The sequence below is a fragment of the Pseudogemmobacter blasticus genome (assembly GCF_003071405.1).
Classification (GTDB): domain Bacteria; phylum Pseudomonadota; class Alphaproteobacteria; order Rhodobacterales; family Rhodobacteraceae; genus Pseudogemmobacter; species Pseudogemmobacter blasticus.
Window position 1 is genome coordinate 2731720 of record NZ_CP020470.1, and the last position, 16985, is coordinate 2748704.

Annotated in this window: 16 protein-coding genes and 1 tRNA gene; 13 read left to right on the plus strand and 4 right to left on the minus strand. The window is 66.4% G+C overall.

Annotated elements, in window-relative coordinates; all coding sequences use genetic code 11:
* Nucleotides 1-22 precede the first annotated feature (22 nt).
* Nucleotides 23-934 carry a LysR family transcriptional regulator gene (locus B6K69_RS13330; RefSeq protein WP_107673551.1) on the plus strand — a complete coding sequence of 304 codons (912 nt, stop codon included), beginning with the start codon at nucleotides 23-25 and terminating at the stop codon, nucleotides 932-934.
* Nucleotides 931-1626 (plus strand): sirohydrochlorin chelatase, encoded by a 696-nt coding sequence (locus B6K69_RS13335; protein WP_108644123.1) that lies wholly within the window; start codon nucleotides 931-933, stop codon nucleotides 1624-1626. Before B6K69_RS13330 ends, B6K69_RS13335 begins: the two co-directional genes overlap by 4 nt.
* A 6-nt stretch (nucleotides 1627-1632) precedes the next feature.
* On the opposite strand, the gene B6K69_RS13340 is transcribed toward B6K69_RS13335, so the two are convergent.
* From B6K69_RS13340 to ychF, 4 genes are all read right to left on the minus strand, one after another.
* The gene (locus B6K69_RS13340; protein WP_108644124.1) at nucleotides 1633-3030 is read right to left on the minus strand and encodes a glutamine synthetase family protein; all 1398 of its coding nucleotides are present in this window, start codon (nucleotides 3028-3030) and stop codon (nucleotides 1633-1635) included.
* 1 nt (nucleotide 3031) lies between these two features.
* Complete coding sequence (locus B6K69_RS13345) at nucleotides 3032-4408, minus strand: aspartate aminotransferase family protein (protein WP_108644125.1); 1377 nt, start codon at nucleotides 4406-4408, stop codon at nucleotides 3032-3034.
* Nucleotides 4409-4600: 192 nt separating this feature from the next.
* A tRNA-Ser gene (locus B6K69_RS13350) sits at nucleotides 4601-4691 on the minus strand.
* 229 nt (nucleotides 4692-4920) lie between these two features.
* Nucleotides 4921-6018: a redox-regulated ATPase YchF gene (ychF, locus tag B6K69_RS13355; RefSeq protein WP_107673630.1), complete on the minus strand. Its 1098-nt coding sequence runs from the start codon at nucleotides 6016-6018 to the stop codon at nucleotides 4921-4923.
* A gap of 118 nt (nucleotides 6019-6136) precedes the next feature.
* On the opposite strand from ychF, the gene B6K69_RS13360 reads away from it, so the two are divergent.
* The 11 genes from B6K69_RS13360 to B6K69_RS13405 all read left to right on the plus strand — a co-directional run bounded on the left by B6K69_RS13360 (nucleotide 6137) and on the right by B6K69_RS13405 (nucleotide 16883).
* Nucleotides 6137-6547, plus strand: a complete 411-nt coding sequence (locus B6K69_RS13360) for a VOC family protein (protein ID WP_108644126.1) — start codon at nucleotides 6137-6139, stop codon at nucleotides 6545-6547.
* A gap of 66 nt (nucleotides 6548-6613) precedes the next feature.
* Nucleotides 6614-7405, plus strand: coding sequence for a tryptophan synthase subunit alpha (gene trpA, locus B6K69_RS13365; RefSeq protein WP_108644127.1), 792 nt, complete (start codon nucleotides 6614-6616; stop codon nucleotides 7403-7405).
* Between the two features lie 182 nt (nucleotides 7406-7587).
* Nucleotides 7588-8679, plus strand: coding sequence for a hypothetical protein (locus B6K69_RS13370; RefSeq protein ID WP_108644128.1), 1092 nt, complete (start codon nucleotides 7588-7590; stop codon nucleotides 8677-8679).
* Nucleotides 8676-8888, plus strand: coding sequence for a hypothetical protein (locus B6K69_RS13375; protein WP_108644129.1), 213 nt, complete (start codon nucleotides 8676-8678; stop codon nucleotides 8886-8888). The genes B6K69_RS13370 and B6K69_RS13375 overlap by 4 nt, the downstream gene beginning before the upstream one ends.
* 110 nt (nucleotides 8889-8998) lie before the next feature.
* Nucleotides 8999-10162 (plus strand): alpha-hydroxy acid oxidase, encoded by a 1164-nt coding sequence (locus tag B6K69_RS13380; RefSeq protein ID WP_108644130.1) that lies wholly within the window; start codon nucleotides 8999-9001, stop codon nucleotides 10160-10162.
* A 114-nt stretch (nucleotides 10163-10276) separates the two neighbouring features.
* Nucleotides 10277-11734 carry a mannose-1-phosphate guanylyltransferase/mannose-6-phosphate isomerase gene (locus tag B6K69_RS13385; protein ID WP_108644131.1) on the plus strand — a complete coding sequence of 486 codons (1458 nt, stop codon included), beginning with the start codon at nucleotides 10277-10279 and terminating at the stop codon, nucleotides 11732-11734.
* Nucleotides 11734-13110, plus strand: a complete 1377-nt coding sequence (locus tag B6K69_RS13390) for a phosphohexomutase domain-containing protein (protein WP_108644132.1) — start codon at nucleotides 11734-11736, stop codon at nucleotides 13108-13110. The genes B6K69_RS13385 and B6K69_RS13390 overlap by 1 nt, the downstream gene beginning before the upstream one ends.
* Nucleotides 13111-13390: 280 nt before the next feature.
* Nucleotides 13391-13516, plus strand: a complete 126-nt coding sequence (locus tag B6K69_RS18550) for a hypothetical protein (RefSeq protein ID WP_257791663.1) — start codon at nucleotides 13391-13393, stop codon at nucleotides 13514-13516.
* 149 nt (nucleotides 13517-13665) lie between these two features.
* Nucleotides 13666-14595: a family 2A encapsulin nanocompartment shell protein gene (locus tag B6K69_RS13395; RefSeq protein WP_107673541.1), complete on the plus strand. Its 930-nt coding sequence runs from the start codon at nucleotides 13666-13668 to the stop codon at nucleotides 14593-14595.
* A complete protein-coding gene (locus tag B6K69_RS13400) occupies nucleotides 14567-16426 on the plus strand; it encodes a family 2A encapsulin nanocompartment cargo protein cysteine desulfurase (RefSeq protein WP_108644133.1) in 1860 nt (619 codons plus the stop codon). The genes B6K69_RS13395 and B6K69_RS13400 overlap by 29 nt, the downstream gene beginning before the upstream one ends.
* A gap of 76 nt (nucleotides 16427-16502) precedes the next feature.
* Entirely contained in the window at nucleotides 16503-16883 is a 381-nt protein-coding gene (locus B6K69_RS13405; protein ID WP_108644134.1) for a hypothetical protein, read from the plus strand.
* Nucleotides 16884-16985: the final 102 nt, after the last annotated feature.

Consider the following 16985-nt stretch of genomic DNA (forward strand, 5'->3'; position numbering starts at 1 on the left):
CCGGGCGGATAGCCTGCGCGGCATGGCGCTGCGCTTCACCCTTCGACAGTTGGAATACCTGGTTGCCGTCGGCGAGACCGGGTCGATCGCCGCAGCGGCGGATCGGGTGAATGTCTCGTCGCCCTCGATCTCGACCGCGATTGCCCAGCTTGAACAGGAATTCGGGCTGCCGCTGTTCGTGCGGCGCCATGCGCAGGGCCTGTCGCTGACGCAAGGCGGGCGGCAGTTCGTGGACGAGGCCCGTGCCGTGCTGGCCGCGGCGGGGCGGCTGAACGATCTGGCCAATGCCATCACCGGGCAGGTGCGCGGCCCTTTGTCGGTGGGCTGCCTTGTGACCTTTGCGCAGGTGCTGCTGCCGGGCCTACGCCGCAGCTTCACCGCCCGTTTCCCCGAGGTGGATTTCCGCCAGTCCGAACATCATCAGGCCGAAATCTTTGAAGGGTTGCGGCAGGCCCGGCTGGATGTCGCGCTGACCTACGATCTGGACATTCCGCCCGACCTGTCCTTCGTGCCGCTGATCAGCCTGCCGCCCTATGCGCTGTTGCCGGTGGGGCATCCGCTGGCCGCCCGTGCCAGCGTGACGCCCGCCGATCTTGCGCCCTTGCCGATGGTGCTGCTCGACCTGCCGTTTTCCACCGACTACTTCCTGGAAACCTTCCGCCCGCTGGGCCGGAAGCCGCAGATCGTGGAACGCACGCGCGACATCGGGGTGATGCGGGCCATGGTGGCCAACGGGTTCGGCTATTCCATCGCCAATATCCGCCCCGCACCGGAAACCGCGCCGGACGGGCAGCCGCTGGTGACGGTGCCGCTGCAAGGGCCGCCGCCGCTGGATCTGGGGCTGGTGCTGACCGAGGGCGCGAAGGGCGCGCTGACGATCCGCGCCTTCATCGACCATTGCCGCGACCGGCTGGCCGGCGGGGCGCCCGCATGACCGCCGCGCTGATCGTGGCGCATGGCCAGCCCTCGGACCCGCTGCCTGCGGCGGCCGAACTGGCGCGGCTGGCCGACCGGGTGGCCGCCCTGCTGCCGAACCATGACCTTGCCGCCGCCACGCTGGCGGAACCCGGTGCGCTGGCGCGGGCCACGGCGGGGCGGGCGCCCGGCGTGGTGTTTCCGCTGTTCATGGCCGGGGGATGGTTCACCCGCCACCTGATCCCCGCCCGTCTGGCCGAAGCGGGGGCGACAGGCTGGCAGGTGCTGGAACCCTTCGGCTGCGATCCGGCGGTGCAGGATCTGGCGGTGCGCATCGCGGCGCAAAGCCGTGCCGCGCGGGTGCTGCTGGCAGCGCATGGATCTTCGAAATCTCCCGCGCCCTCGGCCATTGCCCGGCACCTTGCCGCCCGCATCACCGCCGCGACCGGGGCCGAGGCTGCGGCCGCCTTCATTGACCAGACCCCGCGGCTGGCACTGGCCACGGGCTATGGCGCCGATGCGGTCTGCCTGCCGTTCTTTGCCATGCCGGGCGGCCATGTCACCACCGACCTGCCCGCCGCGCTGGCCGAGGCCGGGTTTGGCGGGCGCCTGCTGCCCGCTGTCGGGCAGCACCCCGACGTGCCGGCGCTGATCGCCCGCGCGATTGTGGCCGCCGCCCCGGTCTGCGCCGGGGCCTGCCGCTGGGCGTGACCGGCGTCAGACCGTGTGCAGATAAAGGTCGAAGTCCACTTCGCTGACCGTCCGCATCACCCGCTGGTATTCCGCCGCCTTGATGGCGGTAAAGGTGCGGTGCATGTCCTCGCCAAGCGCATCCTTCAGGAAGGCCGAGGCCCTGGCCGCGTCGATGGCGGATTTCCAGTCGGACGGGATGCCGGCATGGTCCGGCCCGTCTTCATAGCCGTTTCCGGTGGTTTCGGGGCCGGGGTCGATGCGGCTGGCCAGCCCGTGCCGGATGCCCGCCAGAACGGTGGCGGCCACCAGATAGGGGTTGGCATCCACGCCCGAGGGCCGGTGTTCGATCCGCCGCGCGCGGATGTCGCCCGCCGGGATGCGCAGCGCGACCGAGCGGTTGTTGACGCCCCAGCTTGGGCTGACCGGCGCATAGCTCTGGCTGGCGAAGCGGCGCCAGGAATTCGCGTGAGGGGCAAAGACCAGCATGGATTCCGCCATGGTGTCGCGCAACCCGCCAAGAGCGTGCAGAAGCGTGGGGTTCCACTGGCCCTCGACCGGCTCGACAAAGACGTTCTTGCCGGCATCATCCAGCATGGACACATGGAAATGCATCCCCGAACCGGCATAATCCTCGTTCGGCTTGGCCATGAAACAGGCCGTCACGCCATGCGCCCGCGCCTGCGCCCGCACGATCCGCTTCAGGCGCACCACATCATCGGCGGCCTGCATCACATCGGTGCGGTAGTGCAGGGTCAGTTCATACTGGCCGGGGGCGTATTCGCTGATCATCGTCTCGGCGGTGATCCCGGCCGCCTTGGCGCCGGCATAGATGTCGTTGAAAAGCGGCATCATCCCGTGCAGGTGGTCCACCGAATAGACCTCGGTCTTGCGCGACTTGCGGCCGTCCAGCACGTCGCGGGCGGGCTGCATCTTGCCATCCGGCCCGCGGTCATTGTCCAACAGGAAGAATTCCAGCTCGAACGCACCCGCCGGGTGCAACCCTTCCGCCGCCAGCGCGTCCACCTGCCGTTGCAGCGCGTGGCGCGGGTCCGAGGTCATCTTGACCCCGTCCAGCGTGTACATAGACATGAACACCTCGCCGCGCGGGGGCGTGGTGTTGTGCAGCGGCACCAGCGTGCCCGGAATGGGCCAGGCCCGCAGGTCGCCGTCGCCCTGATCCCAGATCAGGCCGGTCTCGTGCACATCCTCGCCCACGATGTCGAGGCCAAGGATCGAGATCGGCAGGTGCCGCCCCGATTTGTAGAACGACAGAAGTTCATGCCGGCGGATGATCTTGCCCCGGCCGATGCCATTGGCATCGTGCAGCACGATGTCGAAGGCCTCGATCTCGGGGTGGGCGGCAAGAAAGGCCTCGGCTTCGGCAAGGGTCGAACCGGAGGGGCTGGCGTCGGCGGCGGTCATGTCAGTCTTTCGGGCAAAGGTCGGAAAGGATTTCATCGAAGCTGGCGATCAGCCGGTCGATCTGGCCCTTTTTCGTGACCGGGCTGACCAGCATCATGTTGTGGAAGGGGGCGATCAGGCTGCCGCGGTTCAGAAGGCCCACATGCAGCGCCGCCTCGACCGCGGGCTGATGCGCGGTTGCCGCCTGGGCGCCGTTCTTCAGCGGGCCGGGGGCGCAGATGAATTCGACCCGCGCGCCCACGCGCACCACATGCCAGGGCAGGCCATGCCGCTCGATCGCCTTCCACAGCCCATGCGACAGCCGGTCCGCGCCCTTTTCCATATGGGCATAGGCCTTTTCCGTCATCACCTCGGACAGGTTCGCCCGCAGGCAGGCGAATTGCATCGGGTTGGCCGAAAGCGTGGTGCCCATGCCGGAATGGCCCGAGGCGCGGTTGGCGTTCGCCTCGGCATAGCGGCGGGCCACGTCATCGGTCATGCCCCAGACGGCGGTCGGCATCCCGCCGGCCACGCATTTGCCGACGATGAACATGTCGGGCGACAGCGAATGAACGCGGGTATAGCCGCCCAGACCCGAAGACAGCGTATGCGTCTCGTCGATCATCAGCAGGGCGCCGTAGCGGCGGGTCAACTGCCGCAGCCCGTCATGGAAGCCTGCTTCGGGCAGCACCATGCAACTGTTGGTCATCACCGGCTCGGTCAGCACGGCGGCCACGTCGCCGGCCTTGAGCGCGGCTTCGACTCCGGCCAGATCATTGAATTCAACGCAGACCGCGCCTTCGGCCAGATCGGCAAACTGGCCCAGCAGGCCCGGCCGGGTGATGGTGCGGCCCTTGCCATCCAGCGTGACCATCGCGTCATCGACGGTGCCGTGATAGCAGCCGTTGAACACCAGCACCTTGCGCCGCCCCGTCACCGCCCGCGCCACCCGCAGGGCAAAGCGGTTGGCATCGGTCGCCGTGGTGGCGATCTGCCAGCGGAAGGGGCCGAAGCGTTCGGACAGAAGCCGTCCCGCCTCGGCCGTGTCCGACGAGGGCAGCATATAGGTCAGCCCGCGCCGCGCCTGATGGCGGATTGCCTTCGCCACCGGCTTCGGGCTGTGGCCGAACATGCTGCCGGTATCGCCCAGGCAGAAGTCATCAACCTGATAGCCGTCGATGTCGGTGATGCGGGCGCCCTCGGCCTTGGCGATGACCGGCAGGTGCGGCATCGGCCAGTCGGCCATCCAGTGCATCGGCACCCCGCCCAGCCAGAAACCGGCGGCTTCGGCCTGAGCTTCGGCCGATTTCGGGCGGCCTTGCGCAAAGCGCCGCGCCTCACGCGCGGCAAAGGCGTCAAGGCGATCCTTGCGGAGTCCGGCAATGGTTTCGGCGGTCATGTTGGCACCTCTGGTCGCCAGACACTATGCCGGATGATTTGATCAAATTGCAAGAGCCACAACTGTGCGGCGACCCGGATCTGTTGCGCAGAGTGCGGGGCCGGGGTGTCAGGGAGGCTTGCTGTGCCACGACACAGGCTTCGGCCTTCCCGAACCGTTGTATCGCTTTATATCAGCAGGTTGGCAGGGAAGTGGCGGAGACGAAGGGATTCGAACCCTCGAGACCCTTTAGAGGTCTGCGCCCTTAGCAGGGGCGTGCCTTCGACCACTCGGCCACGTCTCCGCCGGCGTGTTTATTGGGGAAGGCCGGCGGGGGCAAGCGGAAAGGCATGGGGGACGGTGGATTTGCCGCAGCTTCCGCATCCTGTGCCAAAGACAGTGCCCGGCCGTCGGGCCCCGGCGCGCGCCAAGCTCCGGCGGCCCCGGGGAAGGGGGCGCATGGGGAACGGCGAACCCTCTGCCAAACAAGTCGAGGGCTGGTCCGCTGCGGTGATGTCGGGCTGCGGTCGGCTTCAGCCGCTGAACAAGAAGTGCAGGACGTCGCCGTCCTTCACCTCATAGGTCTTGCCTTCCACACGGAACTTGCCGGCTTCCTTGGCGCCGGCCTCGCCCTTGCCGGCAACATAATCGTCATAGGCAACCGTTTCGGCGCGGATGAAGCCCTTTTCGAAATCGCCATGGATGACACCGGCCGCCTGCGGGGCCAGCGTGCCCTTGGCGATGGTCCAGGCGCGTGCTTCCTTGGGGCCGACGGTGAAATAGGTCTGCAGGCCCAGCAGCTCGTGGCCGGCCCGGATCAGCCGGTCAAGGCCGGCTTCGTGCAGGCCCATCTCTTCCAGGAACACCGCCGCCTCTTCTTCGGGAAGCTGCGCCAGTTCCTCTTCGATCCGGGCCGAGATCACAACGGTGCCGGCGCCCTGCTTCGCCGCCATCTCGGCCACGCGGGCCGACTGGCTGTTGCCGGTGGCGGCCGAGGCTTCCTCGACGTTGCAGACATAAAGCACCGGCTTCGCGGTCAGCAGTTGCAGCAGCCGCCAGGCCCGCGCATCGTCTTCCGCCACCTTGATGGTGCGTGCCGGCTGTCCCTGGCTCAGCGCCGCTTCGGCCTGGGCCAGCAGCCGGTCCTGATCCAGGCTGTCCTTGTCGCCGCCCTTGATCTTGCGGGCCAGGTTCGCGCGGCGCCGTTCGATCGAATCAAGGTCGGCCAGCATCAGCTCGGTTTCGATGGTCTCGGCATCGGCCACCGGGTCGATGCGGCCTTCGACATGGGTGATGTCGCCGTCTTCAAAGCAGCGCAGCACATGGGCGATGGCATCACATTCGCGGATATTGGCCAGGAACTGGTTGCCCAGACCTTCGCCCTTGGACGCGCCGCGCACCAGGCCGGCGATATCGACAAAGGTCATCCGCGTGGGGATGATCTGCTTCGATCCGGCAATCTTCGCCAGAACCTCAAGCCGCGGGTCGGGAACCGCCACCTCGCCCACGTTGGGTTCGATAGTGCAGAACGGGAAATTCGCCGCCTGCGCCGCCGCCGTGCGGGTCAGCGCGTTGAAGAGGGTGGACTTGCCGACGTTCGGCAGCCCCACGATGCCCATCTTGAAACCCATCTTGCCCTCCATTGGCGACGGGCCGCTTCTACGGGCGGGCGGGCGAAGGATCAAGTTCTCCGACTCAGTCACTCAGGGCTAGGCTGGTGGCGTGACGTGTTTACAGGAGTATCCCGCGATGTCCTTCGACCCCTACCTGCATTTTCAGGGCAACTGCCGTGCGGCGATGACGGCCTATCAGGCCGTGTTCGGCGGCGAGTTGCAACTGATGGGCTATGGCGACGCGCCCGACGCGACGGCCGAAATGAAGGCTTCGGACGCCATCATGCATGGGATGCTGTTGACGGACGGGCGGATGCTGCTGGCCTCGGATTTCCCGCCGGGATTCAAGGGCGATCCGCAGCAGGCGGTTTCGGTCAGCCATATCGCCGGCTCGGTGCCCGAAGCGAAGCGGGTGTTCGCGGCCCTTGCCGAAGAGGGCGAGGTGATCATGGAGTTTGCCCCGACCTTCTGGTCCGACGGCTTCGGGATGCTGAAGGACAGGTTCGGAACGCACTGGATGATCTCGGCCCCCTGGCGGCAGGGCTGAGGGCCATTGATCTTTCCCGTGCGCCCGTGCGAAACCCCAAGGCGCACAGGTGCTACGGGGACGGCCATGACCAGGATCGACGATACCTTCGCGCGACTGAAGTCGCAGGGGAAGAAGGCATTCGTCGCCTACATCATGGGCGGCGACCCGGATGAGGCCACCTCGCTTGCCGTGATGAAGGGCCTGCCCGGCGCAGGGGTCGACATCATAGAACTGGGGATGCCCTTCACCGACCCGATGGCCGATGGCCCCACCATCCAGGCCGCGGGCCAGCGGGCGCTGGAAGGCGGCATGACGATGGACCGCGTGCTGGCCATGGTCCGCGCCTTCCGCGATGGGGACAAGACCACCCCGATCGTGCTGATGGGCTATTACAACCCGATCTATTCCCGCGGGGTCGACCGCTTCCTGAAAGACGCGACCGAGGCCGGGATCGACGGGCTGATCGTGGTGGACCTGCCCCCCGAGGAAGATGACGAACTGTGCCTGCCGGCGCAGAAGGCCGGGCTGAACTTCATCCGGCTGGCCACGCCCACCACCGATGACAAGCGCCTGCCCAAGGTGCTGCAGAACACCAGCGGCTTCGTCTATTACGTCTCGATCACCGGCATCACCGGCGCGGCGGCCGCACAGGCGGCCGATGTGGCGCCGGAAGTGGCCCGGATCAAACGCTCTACCAGCCTGCCGGTCATTGTGGGCTTCGGCATCAACACGCCCGACTCCGCCCGCTCGATTGCCGGCATCGCCGATGGCTGCGTGGTGGGCTCCGCCATCGTCAAGGACATCGGCGAGGGCAAACCCGTGGCCGAAGTGCTGACCAAGGTGGCCGCCCTGGCCGCAGGCGCGCATTCGGCCTGAGGCGAGGGAGCGGAGGCGGCGGGAGGGGTTGTTCGGCCCTTTGCGGACGGTCGAGCCCGGCGGATGCTGATCGTGCTCCGACGAGTGCGACCATTCTAATGGCCTGCACAAGTCAAGTTTGTCTTGCTCGGCACGGCTTTCGCGCCTTACGCTTTTGTGTGTCGGTGGAGGGTATTCGCTGCATGACAGACGTATTGGTTTGGGAATTCGACGGGCGTTCTGACCGCCTCTACATTCATTTCGACGTCAGCGACCATTTCCTGAAGCTGGATACCTTCATTAAGACGGCGGAAAGTGCCCGGAAGGTGATTGACGCTCTGGACGAAACCTTCTTCAACGGCAGTCTTGAATACGAACTGATCGTATTGCCACCGGCAGAAGGTACATTCCTTTCAAACCTCGCCATGTGGGTTTCGGGCGGTACAGCCGCAGTCTTCGGCTTTCTGAATACCGATGTCGGTTCGGCCTATGTCGAAGGCCTAACCGGGCGAACACCGGCGGAATGGGCGCAGTCCTTCGGGGAAGACCACCGCGCCCGGATAGACAGCGTCCTGGAGGAAAGCGAAACACCGGTGGATGAAACCGATTTTGACGTGATCGAAGGTCCCCCAGAAGCCTTGCCGATTAGCGCCGATGAAGCCTGCAAAGAGGCAGCGCAAATCGTGGCAGCTATGGCACGGGGCGTCCTTGAGAAAAGCCCCGAGGAACTCCAGAAGGTGGGAATGGATGTTGGTGCGCTGCCGGATGCCGTGGATGCGCGGGCAGACTTCTACGCCGCTTGTATCGAAGACCGCGACGTGAAGCGGGTGGGCTTCACACCAGACGACGACTTCCCGATTCCGCGCAACTCATTCCCCGAACGCGCCCAAAAGCCAGCCAGAAAGCCCAAAGACGAAGAGCCGCCCGGATGGTCCGTGTCTATTGAAAGCATCTACGTCACCTCACCGAACTGGGATAAGGAAGACCAGAAGACCCGGCAGTGGAAGGGCAAAGACCAGATCAGACGGGACTGTTACTTCGTGATCGAAGACGCCGAATTCTGGCACAAGGTTAAGCACAAGGCCCTTCATGTGGAGGTGTTGGACAACCTGAAAGTGCAGTGGGCTTTCCAGAACACCGATGGACGCCCAAAGAACCGTCGCGTCCTTCGCGTTCTGGAATTCAACGGTGACAAACTGGCAGACCCCCTACCACCCGCCGCCGTCCGGGCCATACTTGGGCAATACTCTGAATATGAAGCCAGTATTGGACCACGAACGCTCTTCGATCAATGATCACTGTTTATCATAAGTTAGGTTCCTTCATGCCTTCCCGCCTGACCATCCAAGAACAGAAGCTTCGAACACCAGACGGGCGCGAAGTCTTACAATTCGATGTGTACGACGTCGTGCAGATCGAAGGGCGCGACGTGCTGCATAAGCGGTACGACGTCGGCTTCAAGACGCGCGAAGAGGCCGAAGCTTGGGTGGCGCAGCAACCGTGATCACTAGGGCAGCAGCGAACGTCCGCTTCCCCCCCGCTCCCCCCGCTCCCCATAGACGCGCCTTCGCACCGTTGGTAACAGGCGGAGGACAGCCCGCGAAGGAGCCGTGCATGCCTGTGATCACCTGCATCGAAGACCTCAAGCGCCTGCACCGGAAGCGGACGCCGCGGATGTTCTGGGATTACTGCGAAAGCGGCAGCTATACCGAGCAGACGTTTCGCGACAACAGCGCGGATTTCTCGCTGATCCGGCTGCGGCAGCGGGTGGCGCGTGATCTGTCGGACCGGGTTCTGTCGGGCAGGATGCTGGGCCAGGCGGTGACCATGCCGGTGGCGCTGGCGCCGGTGGGCAGCACCGGGATGCAGCACCCCGACGGCGAAATCCTGGCCGCCCGGGCGGCGGCAAGGTTCGGCGTGCCCTTCACCCTGTCCACCATGTCGATCTGTTCGATCGAGGATGTGGCGGCGGCGACCCCCGATCCGTTCTGGTTCCAGCTTTACGTCATGCGGGACGAGGATTTCGTGGACCGCATCATCGAACGCGCCCGGGCGGCGAAATGCAGCGCACTGGTGCTGACGCTGGACCTGCAGATCATCGGGCAGCGGCACAAGGATCTGAAGAACGGACTGACCAGCCCGCCGCGCCTGACCTTGCCGAACATCCTGAACATGGCCACCAAGCCGCGCTGGTCGCTGGGGATGTTGAAAACCCCGCGCCGGCAGTTCCGCAACATCGTGGGCCATGTGAAGGGCGTGACCAACCTGGCCGACCTGTCGGCCTGGACGAACGAGCAGTTCGATCCCAAGCTTGACTGGTCGAAGGTGACCCGCATCCGCGACCAGTGGGGCGGCAAGCTGGTGCTGAAGGGCATCCTTGACGCCGAGGATGCGCAGATGGCGGTGGACGCCGGGGCCGATGCCATCGTGGTGTCGAACCACGGCGGGCGGCAACTGGACGGGGCGCTGTCGTCGATCCGGATGCTGCCGTCCATCGTGCGGGCGGTCGGTGGCAAGACCGAGATCTGGCTCGACAGCGGCATCCGCTCGGGGCAGGACGTGCTGAAGGCGCTGGCGCTGGGGGCGACCGGCACGATGATCGGCCGCGCCTATATCCACGGTCTGGGCGCCATGGGCGAGGCCGGCGTGACCAAGGCGCTGGAGGTGATCCGCAAGGAGCTGGATGTCACCATGGCGCTGTGCGGCGAACGCGACGTGGCGCATCTTGGCCCGCAGAACCTGCTGGTTCCGGCGGATTTCGAAGGCAAGTGGGCCTGAGGCAGAGGCCCGCCGCATCACCGCGCCGGGATGGACCCTCAAGGCGCTGCCTGTGGCGCGGCGCTAGGGCTTGCGGCCTTGATTTGATGCGGAAACCGCGCTTGTGTGAAAAGCATGACCGAACCTGACCAAGTCTGTCCCATCATCCTTTGCGGCGGCTCGGGAACCCGGCTCTGGCCGTTGTCGCGCAAGTCGTATCCCAAGCAGTTCGCGCAGATTCTGGGGGACAGATCGCTGTTCCAGCAGGCCGCGCTGCGGTTCGGGCAAGGCGGGTTTGCGGCGCCGACGATCGTGACGGGGTCCGACTTCCGTTTCATCGTCACCGAACAACTGGCCGAGGTGGGCATCCGCCCCGGCACGATTCTGATCGAACCCGAACCGCGCAACACGGCGCCGGCCATTCTGGTGGCCGTTCTGGCGCTGGTGGCGCGGAACCCGGATGCGCCCGATCCGATCGTGCTGATCGCCCCGTCGGACCATGCCATCCCCGATAGCGCGGCCTTCGGCGATGCCGTGGCGCGGGGGCGGGTGGCGGCGGCACAGGGCAAGATCGTGACGTTCGGGATCACCCCCGACCGGCCCGAGACAGGCTATGGCTATCTGGAACTTGCGGCCCGTCCGGGGGCAGACGGGGCCCCCGTCGATCTGCTGCGCTTTGTCGAAAAGCCCGAGGCAGACCGCGCAAGGGCCATGCTGGCTTCGGGCAACTTCCTCTGGAATGCCGGAATCTTCCTGGCCCGGGCCTCTGATCTGGTGGCCGCCTTCCGCCAACATGCGCCCGATGTCCTGGCCCCAGTCGAGCGGTCGCTGGCCGCCGCCCGCGCCGACCTTGGCTTCCTGCGGCTTGACCCTGCGGCCTTTGCACAGGCGCCCTCGATCTCGGTTGATTATGCCGTCATGGAAAAGGCGCCCAATCTGGCCGTGGTGCCCTTCTCGGCCGGCTGGTCCGACCTGGGCGATTGGGATGCCGTCTGGCGCGAACAGCCGGCAGATGCCGACGGGGTGGCGCTGTCCGGCCCTGCCGCGGCGATCGACTGCCATGACACCCTGTTGCGCGCGGAATCCGAGGGCCAGGTGCTTATCGGGATCGGGCTGGACAACATGATTGCCGTGGCCATGCCGGATGCCGTGCTGGTGGCGCCGAAGGACCGGGCGCAGGATGTGAAGAAGGCGGTCGATCTGCTGAAGGCGCGTGGCCAGCGCCAGGCCGAAACCCTGCCGCGCGACTATCGTCCCTGGGGCTGGTATGAAACGTTGGTTCTTGGCCCGCGCTTCCAGGTCAAGCGGATCGTTGTCAATCCCGGCGCGGCGCTTAGCCTGCAAAGCCACCATCACAGGTCGGAACACTGGATCGTGGTCGAAGGAACGGCGCGGGTCACGGTTGGCGACAAGGTGCAGCTTCTGGGCGAGAACCAGTCGGTCTACATTCCGCTTGGGGCCGTTCACCGGATGGAAAACCCCGGCAAGGTGCCGATGGTGCTGATCGAGGTGCAGACCGGCAGCTATCTGGGGGAAGATGACATCGTGCGCTACGACGACATCTACGCCCGGGGTCAGGGGGCGAAGGGCTGATGGCGACGCTGACCTGCTTCAAGGCCTATGACGTGCGCGGGCGGCTGGGCGACAATCTGGATGCCGGGATTGCCCGCCGAATTGGCCGCGGCTTTGCGCGGGCGCTGACGGCGCGGCGTGTGGTGCTGGGCCGCGACATCCGCGCCTCAAGCGAGGAACTGGCCGCCGCCGTTTCCGGGGCGCTGATCGACGAGGGCGTCGAAGTGCTGGACCTTGGCCTGTGCGGGACCGAGGAGATGTATCACGCCGTCACCTTTTTCGGTGCCGACGGCGGGATCGAGGTCACCGCCTCGCACAATCCGATGGATTACAACGGCATGAAGATGGTGCGGGCAGGGTCGGCGCCGCTGGACAGCGGCACCGGCCTTGCCGCGATCCGGGCCTTGGCCGAGGCTGATGAGTTTGGCCCCGCGCGGGCCGGTGGCCGGCGCGTCGATGTCGCCGCAACGGCGCGGGCCGCCTATGTTGAAACCGTGCTGAAATTTGTCGATGTGGCGGCGCTGCGGCCGTTGAAGATCGTGGTCAATGCCGGCAATGGCGCGGCCGGCCCGACCTTCGATGCCATCGCGGCGGCCCTGTCCGCACGGGGCGCACCGCTCCAGATCCTGCGGATGCACCATGAGCCGGACGGCAGCTTTCCGAACGGCATCCCCAACCCGCTGCTGCCCGAGAACCAGCCGGTCACCGCCGAAGCCGTTCGCGCGGCCGGGGCAGACCTTGGAATTGCCTGGGACGGCGATTTCGACCGCTGTTTCTTCTTCGATGCCGAGGGCCGGTTCATCGACGGCGAATACATCGTCGGCCTGCTGGCCGCGGCCTTCCTGGCCCGCGAACCGGGCGCGCGCATCATCCACGATCCGCGGGTGATCTGGAACACGCGCGACGTGGTGGCGCAGGCCGGCGGCACCGCGATCCAGTCGCGCACCGGACATGCCTTCCTGAAGGCCGCGCTGCGCGACCATGATGCCGTCTATGGCGGCGAAATGTCCGCGCATCACTACTTCCGCGATTTCGTCTGCTGCGACAGCGGCATGATCCCCTGGCTTCTGGTGATCGAGCTGATGGGCCGGTCGGGCCAGTCGCTGGCGTCTCTGGTCGCGGCCCGCCAGACAGCGTTCCCGTCCTCGGGTGAGATCAACTTTGTCGTCGCAGACCCGTCAGCCGTCCGCGCGCGGGTGGATGCCGCCTATGCCGCCGGGGCCTGCGGGCGCGACGAAACCGATGGCCTGTCGCTGGACATGGGGGCGTGGCGGTTCAACCTGCGCTCCTCGAACACCGAACCCCTGTTGCGCCTGAACGTCGAGACGCGCGCAGACCGCGTGCTGCTGGACCGCAAGGTCAACGAACTTTGCGCCCTGATCCGGAACGAACCCTGACACCGCGCGCAAGCAGCAACCGGGCTGGCGCCTGTCGAGCCTTGCTCCCCGCATCTCAGGCCGACCGCGACCGATCGTCCCGACACTATTTTTAGGATGAAACCGCAGGCGGCGGTCGCTTCAGGAGAACGATCTTCTTGAAAGACCTGTGTCTTTGGAAAAATAAATCACGACCAGTCGAATAGTCTTTTCTTGATGGCCCGGCATTCCGCTTCATCCCGCCCGGGGCCAAGGCAAGAAAGGACATCACATGTACTGGAACGGTTACGACCCCCAATTTGTGGCCCTGCTTGCAGGCGAGCCGGACGAGATCGAACCGCAGGCCTCGCGCGGTGCGCGGGTCGTGGCGCTGGCGCTTGGCCTTGGCTACGTCGCCGTCGCGCTGCTGCTGGCCGCGCTGTCGTGACGTTTGCGCCCGGCCAGGCGGGCCAGCGATGGGGCGGCAGCCGTTGGCGGGCAGGGCGGCCATGCCCGCCCCTTGCGTCCGCCCGCCCCGGCCCGGCGTCGCCACCACCGTTCTTACCCCTGTGACCCCCAAAGGAGCCCAAGACAGACATGGCTGAATTTCTTCCGCAGGCTGCGCTGAGCGACAACGCCGCGCGCCAGCTTGCCAATGCGACCAAGACCGCGCCCATCCTGCCGACGATCAGCCCGCGCTGGCTGGTGCATCTGCTGCAATGGGTGCCGGTTGAGGCGGGCATCTACCGGCTGAACACGGTGAAGAACCCCGAAAACGTCGAGGTGGCCTGCGCGGGCCGCGATGAATCGGACCTGCCGACCACGTTCGTGAACTATGACGAGAAACCGCGCGAGTACTTCCTGAATGCCGTCTCGACGGTGCTGGATGTGCATACGCGGGTCTCGGACCTGTATTCCAGCCCCTTCGACCAGGTGAAGGAACAGCTTCGGCTGGCAATCGAGACGATCAAGGAAACCCAGGAAGGCCAGTTGATCAACAACCCGGACTACGGGCTGCTGGCCAATGTCGCGCAGGGGCAGGTGCTCAAGACCCGCACCGGCGCCCCCACGCCCGACGATCTGGATCTGCTGATCGCCAAGGTCTGGAAGGAGCCGGCCTTCTTTCTGGCGCACCCCGATGCCATTGCCGCTTTCGGGCGCGAATGTACCCGCCGCGGCGTGCCGCCGCCGACCGTCAGCCTGTTCGGCTCGCAGTTCCTGACATGGCGCGGGCTGCCGCTGGTGCCGTCGGACAAGATTCCCGTGGTGGGCGGCAAGACCAAGATCCTGCTGCTGCGCGTGGGCGACAAGCGTCAGGGCGTGATCGGGCTGTATCAGCCCGGTCTTGCGGGGGAACAGTCGCCGGGCCTGTCGGTGCGCTTCATGGGCATCAACCGGGCGGCCATCGCCTCATACCTGATCAGCCTTTACTGCAGCCTCGTGGTGCAATCGCCCGATGCGCTGGCCGTGCTTGAAGATGTTGAGATCGGAAAATTCCATGACTATCCCGACACCTACCGGACATGATCCGGGGGCGGCCGGGCTGCCGGATGTGGCCACGCTGACGCAGCTTGCGGCACAGGTCTTTGCCGCGCTGCCCGGCGGCGGGGGCAATGTGCTGCCTTCAAACCCGGTGCCCGAAGATCCGCTGCCCGGCGGGCTGAACCCTGGCCCCTTTGCCAAGGGGCCGGTGCTGCCGGGGGCGCTGGTGCCGGGGGGAAATCTGGCGCCAACCTCGCCGCAATCGGGGGTGGCCGGGGTCGCTTCGGCCCCGGCGCTGGTTCCCAAGGCGGTGGCGGTGAACGGGTTGCCCGATCTGGCCGCCATCGCGCCGCCTGCCATCAATGGCCGCTTCGGGGGCCATTCGCTGGGCGTTCCGGCCCCGGCTGCCGCCCCGGTTTCGACCCCGGTCGCGCCTGCGCACCCTCCTGTCCCAGCCTATTACTTCCTGGTCGGCACGCCGACGGCCCCGGCTTCGACGGTGCCGCCCGGACCAGACCTTGTTTCGGCGCAAGGCTTCGGCCTGCCGGGGCAGGGCGATCTGGCGCATCTTCTGGCGGAACCGGCACGGTCTGCCGCGCCGGGGGCGGATTACTATTTCGCCCCCGCAACCCCCAGGGCGGCCCCTGCCTCGGCCCCGTATCACGGGCTGGATGTCAACGCCGTCCGCCGCGATTTCCCGATCCTGCAGGAACGGGTGAACGGGCGGCCGCTTGTCTGGTTCGACAATGCCGCGACCACCCAGAAACCGAAGGCCGTGATCGACCGGCTGACCCGGTTCTACGAACACGAAAACTCGAACATCCACCGCGCGGCGCATGAACTGGCCGCCCGCGCGACCGATGCCTATGAAGGCGCGCGCGACAAGGTGCGGCTCTTCCTGGGGGCCGCCTCAAGCGAAGAGATCGTCTTTGTCCGCGGCGCGACCGAGGGGATCAACCTGATCGCCAACACCTGGGGCGAGGCCAATATCGGCGCGGGCGACGAAATCATCGTCTCGCATCTTGAGCATCACGCCAACATCGTGCCCTGGCAGATGCTGGCCGCGCGCAAGGGGGCGAAGATCCGCGTTATCCCGGTTGACGATACCGGCCAGGTGATCCTTGATGAGTACACCCGCCTGCTGACCCCCCGCACGAAGCTGCTCTCGGTCACGCAGGTGTCGAACGCGCTTGGCACCGTGGTTCCGGTGCATGAGATCGTGGCGCTGGCCAAGGCCGCCGGGGTGACGACAGTGGTGGACGGGGCGCAGTCGGTCAGCCATCTGCGCGTCAACGTGCAGGCCATCGGCACCGATTTCTTCGTGTTCTCGGGGCACAAGGTCTTTGGCCCCACGGGAATTGGCGTGGTCTATGGCCGCAAGGCCGTGCTGGATGCCATTCCGCCCTGGCAGGGCGGCGGCAACATGATTGCCGACGTGACCTTCGAGAAGACCCTCTATCAACCGCCGCCCAACAAGTTCGAGGCGGGCACCGGCAATATCGCCGATGCCGTCGGGCTGGGGGCGGCGCTGGATTATGTGCAGAAGCTGGGGCTTGAGGCGATTGCCGCCTATGAGCATGACCTTCTGGCCTATGCCACGCAGCATCTGGCCCCGATCAAGGGGGTGCGGATCATCGGCACCGCCGCGGAAAAGGCCAGCGTCCTGTCCTTCGTGCTGGACGGGCAGACGACCGAGCAGGTGGGCCGCGCCCTGAATGATGAGGGGATCGCCGTCCGGTCGGGGCACCACTGCGCCCAGCCGATCCTGCGGCGCTTCGGGCTTGAGACGACGGTGCGCCCCTCCCTGGCCTTCTACAACACCTGTGAAGAGGTGGACCGCTTCATCGCCGTGGTGCGGCGATTGGCAAAGGCATGACAGGCAAGATGAAGGCAGGCCGGCCGCGATGGGGCCGGCCTGCCTTCCCGCGACGCGGATCAGGGGCAGGGCTGCGATGATGGAAGCCAGCGTCAGGACACGCCGACCTGCCCACGGCCTTGCGCTGCGGCTGCTGACACGGCCCTGCCGCGCCCGGTTTCTGGCCCGGCGCCCCGCGCTGGCCGCCGCTTTGGCGCCGGCCTTTCAGGCTGGCTGGTCGGTGCGTTTCGCCGGACCGAAGGCCGATATCCTGTGGGGGCGGGACGGGGCGCTGCAGCGCGCCCGCCGCCTGCTGATCCTGCCGCCGCCCTGGCTGCTGAGCGAAGATCAACTGGTTGCCGTTGCCCTGCAACGGCTGGCCCGGGCCGGGTTCGCGGCTTCGGTCCCCGACGCGCTGTTGCCCGCCCTGCGCGCGGCGGAACTGCAACTGCAGTCCGGGTTTGGCCGTCTGGATTAAGGCGATTCGCCGGGCAGGAACCGCCGGCAGCGCCTTCCATCTCTGGCATCGCCCGGTCGGGCATGATCCTTCCCCAAACCGCCCGCAAAAAACACGCCCTGT

What these genes read in the sequence shown, in the direction of transcription:
- B6K69_RS13360 (WP_108644126.1), top strand. Translation starts at nt 6,137, where the DNA reads ATGTCCTTCGACCCCTACCTGCATTTTCAGGGCAACTGCCGTGCGGCG.
- B6K69_RS13390 (WP_108644132.1), top strand. Translation starts at nt 11,734, where the DNA reads ATGGCGACGCTGACCTGCTTCAAGGCCTATGACGTGCGCGGGCGGCTG.
- B6K69_RS13385 (WP_108644131.1), top strand. Translation starts at nt 10,277, where the DNA reads ATGACCGAACCTGACCAAGTCTGTCCCATCATCCTTTGCGGCGGCTCG.
- ychF (WP_107673630.1), bottom strand. Translation starts at nt 6,018, where the DNA reads ATGGGTTTCAAGATGGGCATCGTGGGGCTGCCGAACGTCGGCAAGTCC.
- trpA (WP_108644127.1), top strand. Translation starts at nt 6,614, where the DNA reads ATGACCAGGATCGACGATACCTTCGCGCGACTGAAGTCGCAGGGGAAG.
- B6K69_RS13405 (WP_108644134.1), top strand. Translation starts at nt 16,503, where the DNA reads ATGATGGAAGCCAGCGTCAGGACACGCCGACCTGCCCACGGCCTTGCG.
- B6K69_RS13395 (WP_107673541.1), top strand. Translation starts at nt 13,666, where the DNA reads ATGGCTGAATTTCTTCCGCAGGCTGCGCTGAGCGACAACGCCGCGCGC.
- B6K69_RS13340 (WP_108644124.1), bottom strand. Translation starts at nt 3,030, where the DNA reads ATGACCGCCGCCGACGCCAGCCCCTCCGGTTCGACCCTTGCCGAAGCC.
- B6K69_RS13335 (WP_108644123.1), top strand. Translation starts at nt 931, where the DNA reads ATGACCGCCGCGCTGATCGTGGCGCATGGCCAGCCCTCGGACCCGCTG.
- B6K69_RS13330 (WP_107673551.1), top strand. Translation starts at nt 23, where the DNA reads ATGGCGCTGCGCTTCACCCTTCGACAGTTGGAATACCTGGTTGCCGTC.
- B6K69_RS13375 (WP_108644129.1), top strand. Translation starts at nt 8,676, where the DNA reads ATGATCACTGTTTATCATAAGTTAGGTTCCTTCATGCCTTCCCGCCTG.
- B6K69_RS13380 (WP_108644130.1), top strand. Translation starts at nt 8,999, where the DNA reads ATGCCTGTGATCACCTGCATCGAAGACCTCAAGCGCCTGCACCGGAAG.
- B6K69_RS13370 (WP_108644128.1), top strand. Translation starts at nt 7,588, where the DNA reads ATGACAGACGTATTGGTTTGGGAATTCGACGGGCGTTCTGACCGCCTC.
- B6K69_RS13345 (WP_108644125.1), bottom strand. Translation starts at nt 4,408, where the DNA reads ATGACCGCCGAAACCATTGCCGGACTCCGCAAGGATCGCCTTGACGCC.
- B6K69_RS13400 (WP_108644133.1), top strand. Translation starts at nt 14,567, where the DNA reads ATGACTATCCCGACACCTACCGGACATGATCCGGGGGCGGCCGGGCTG.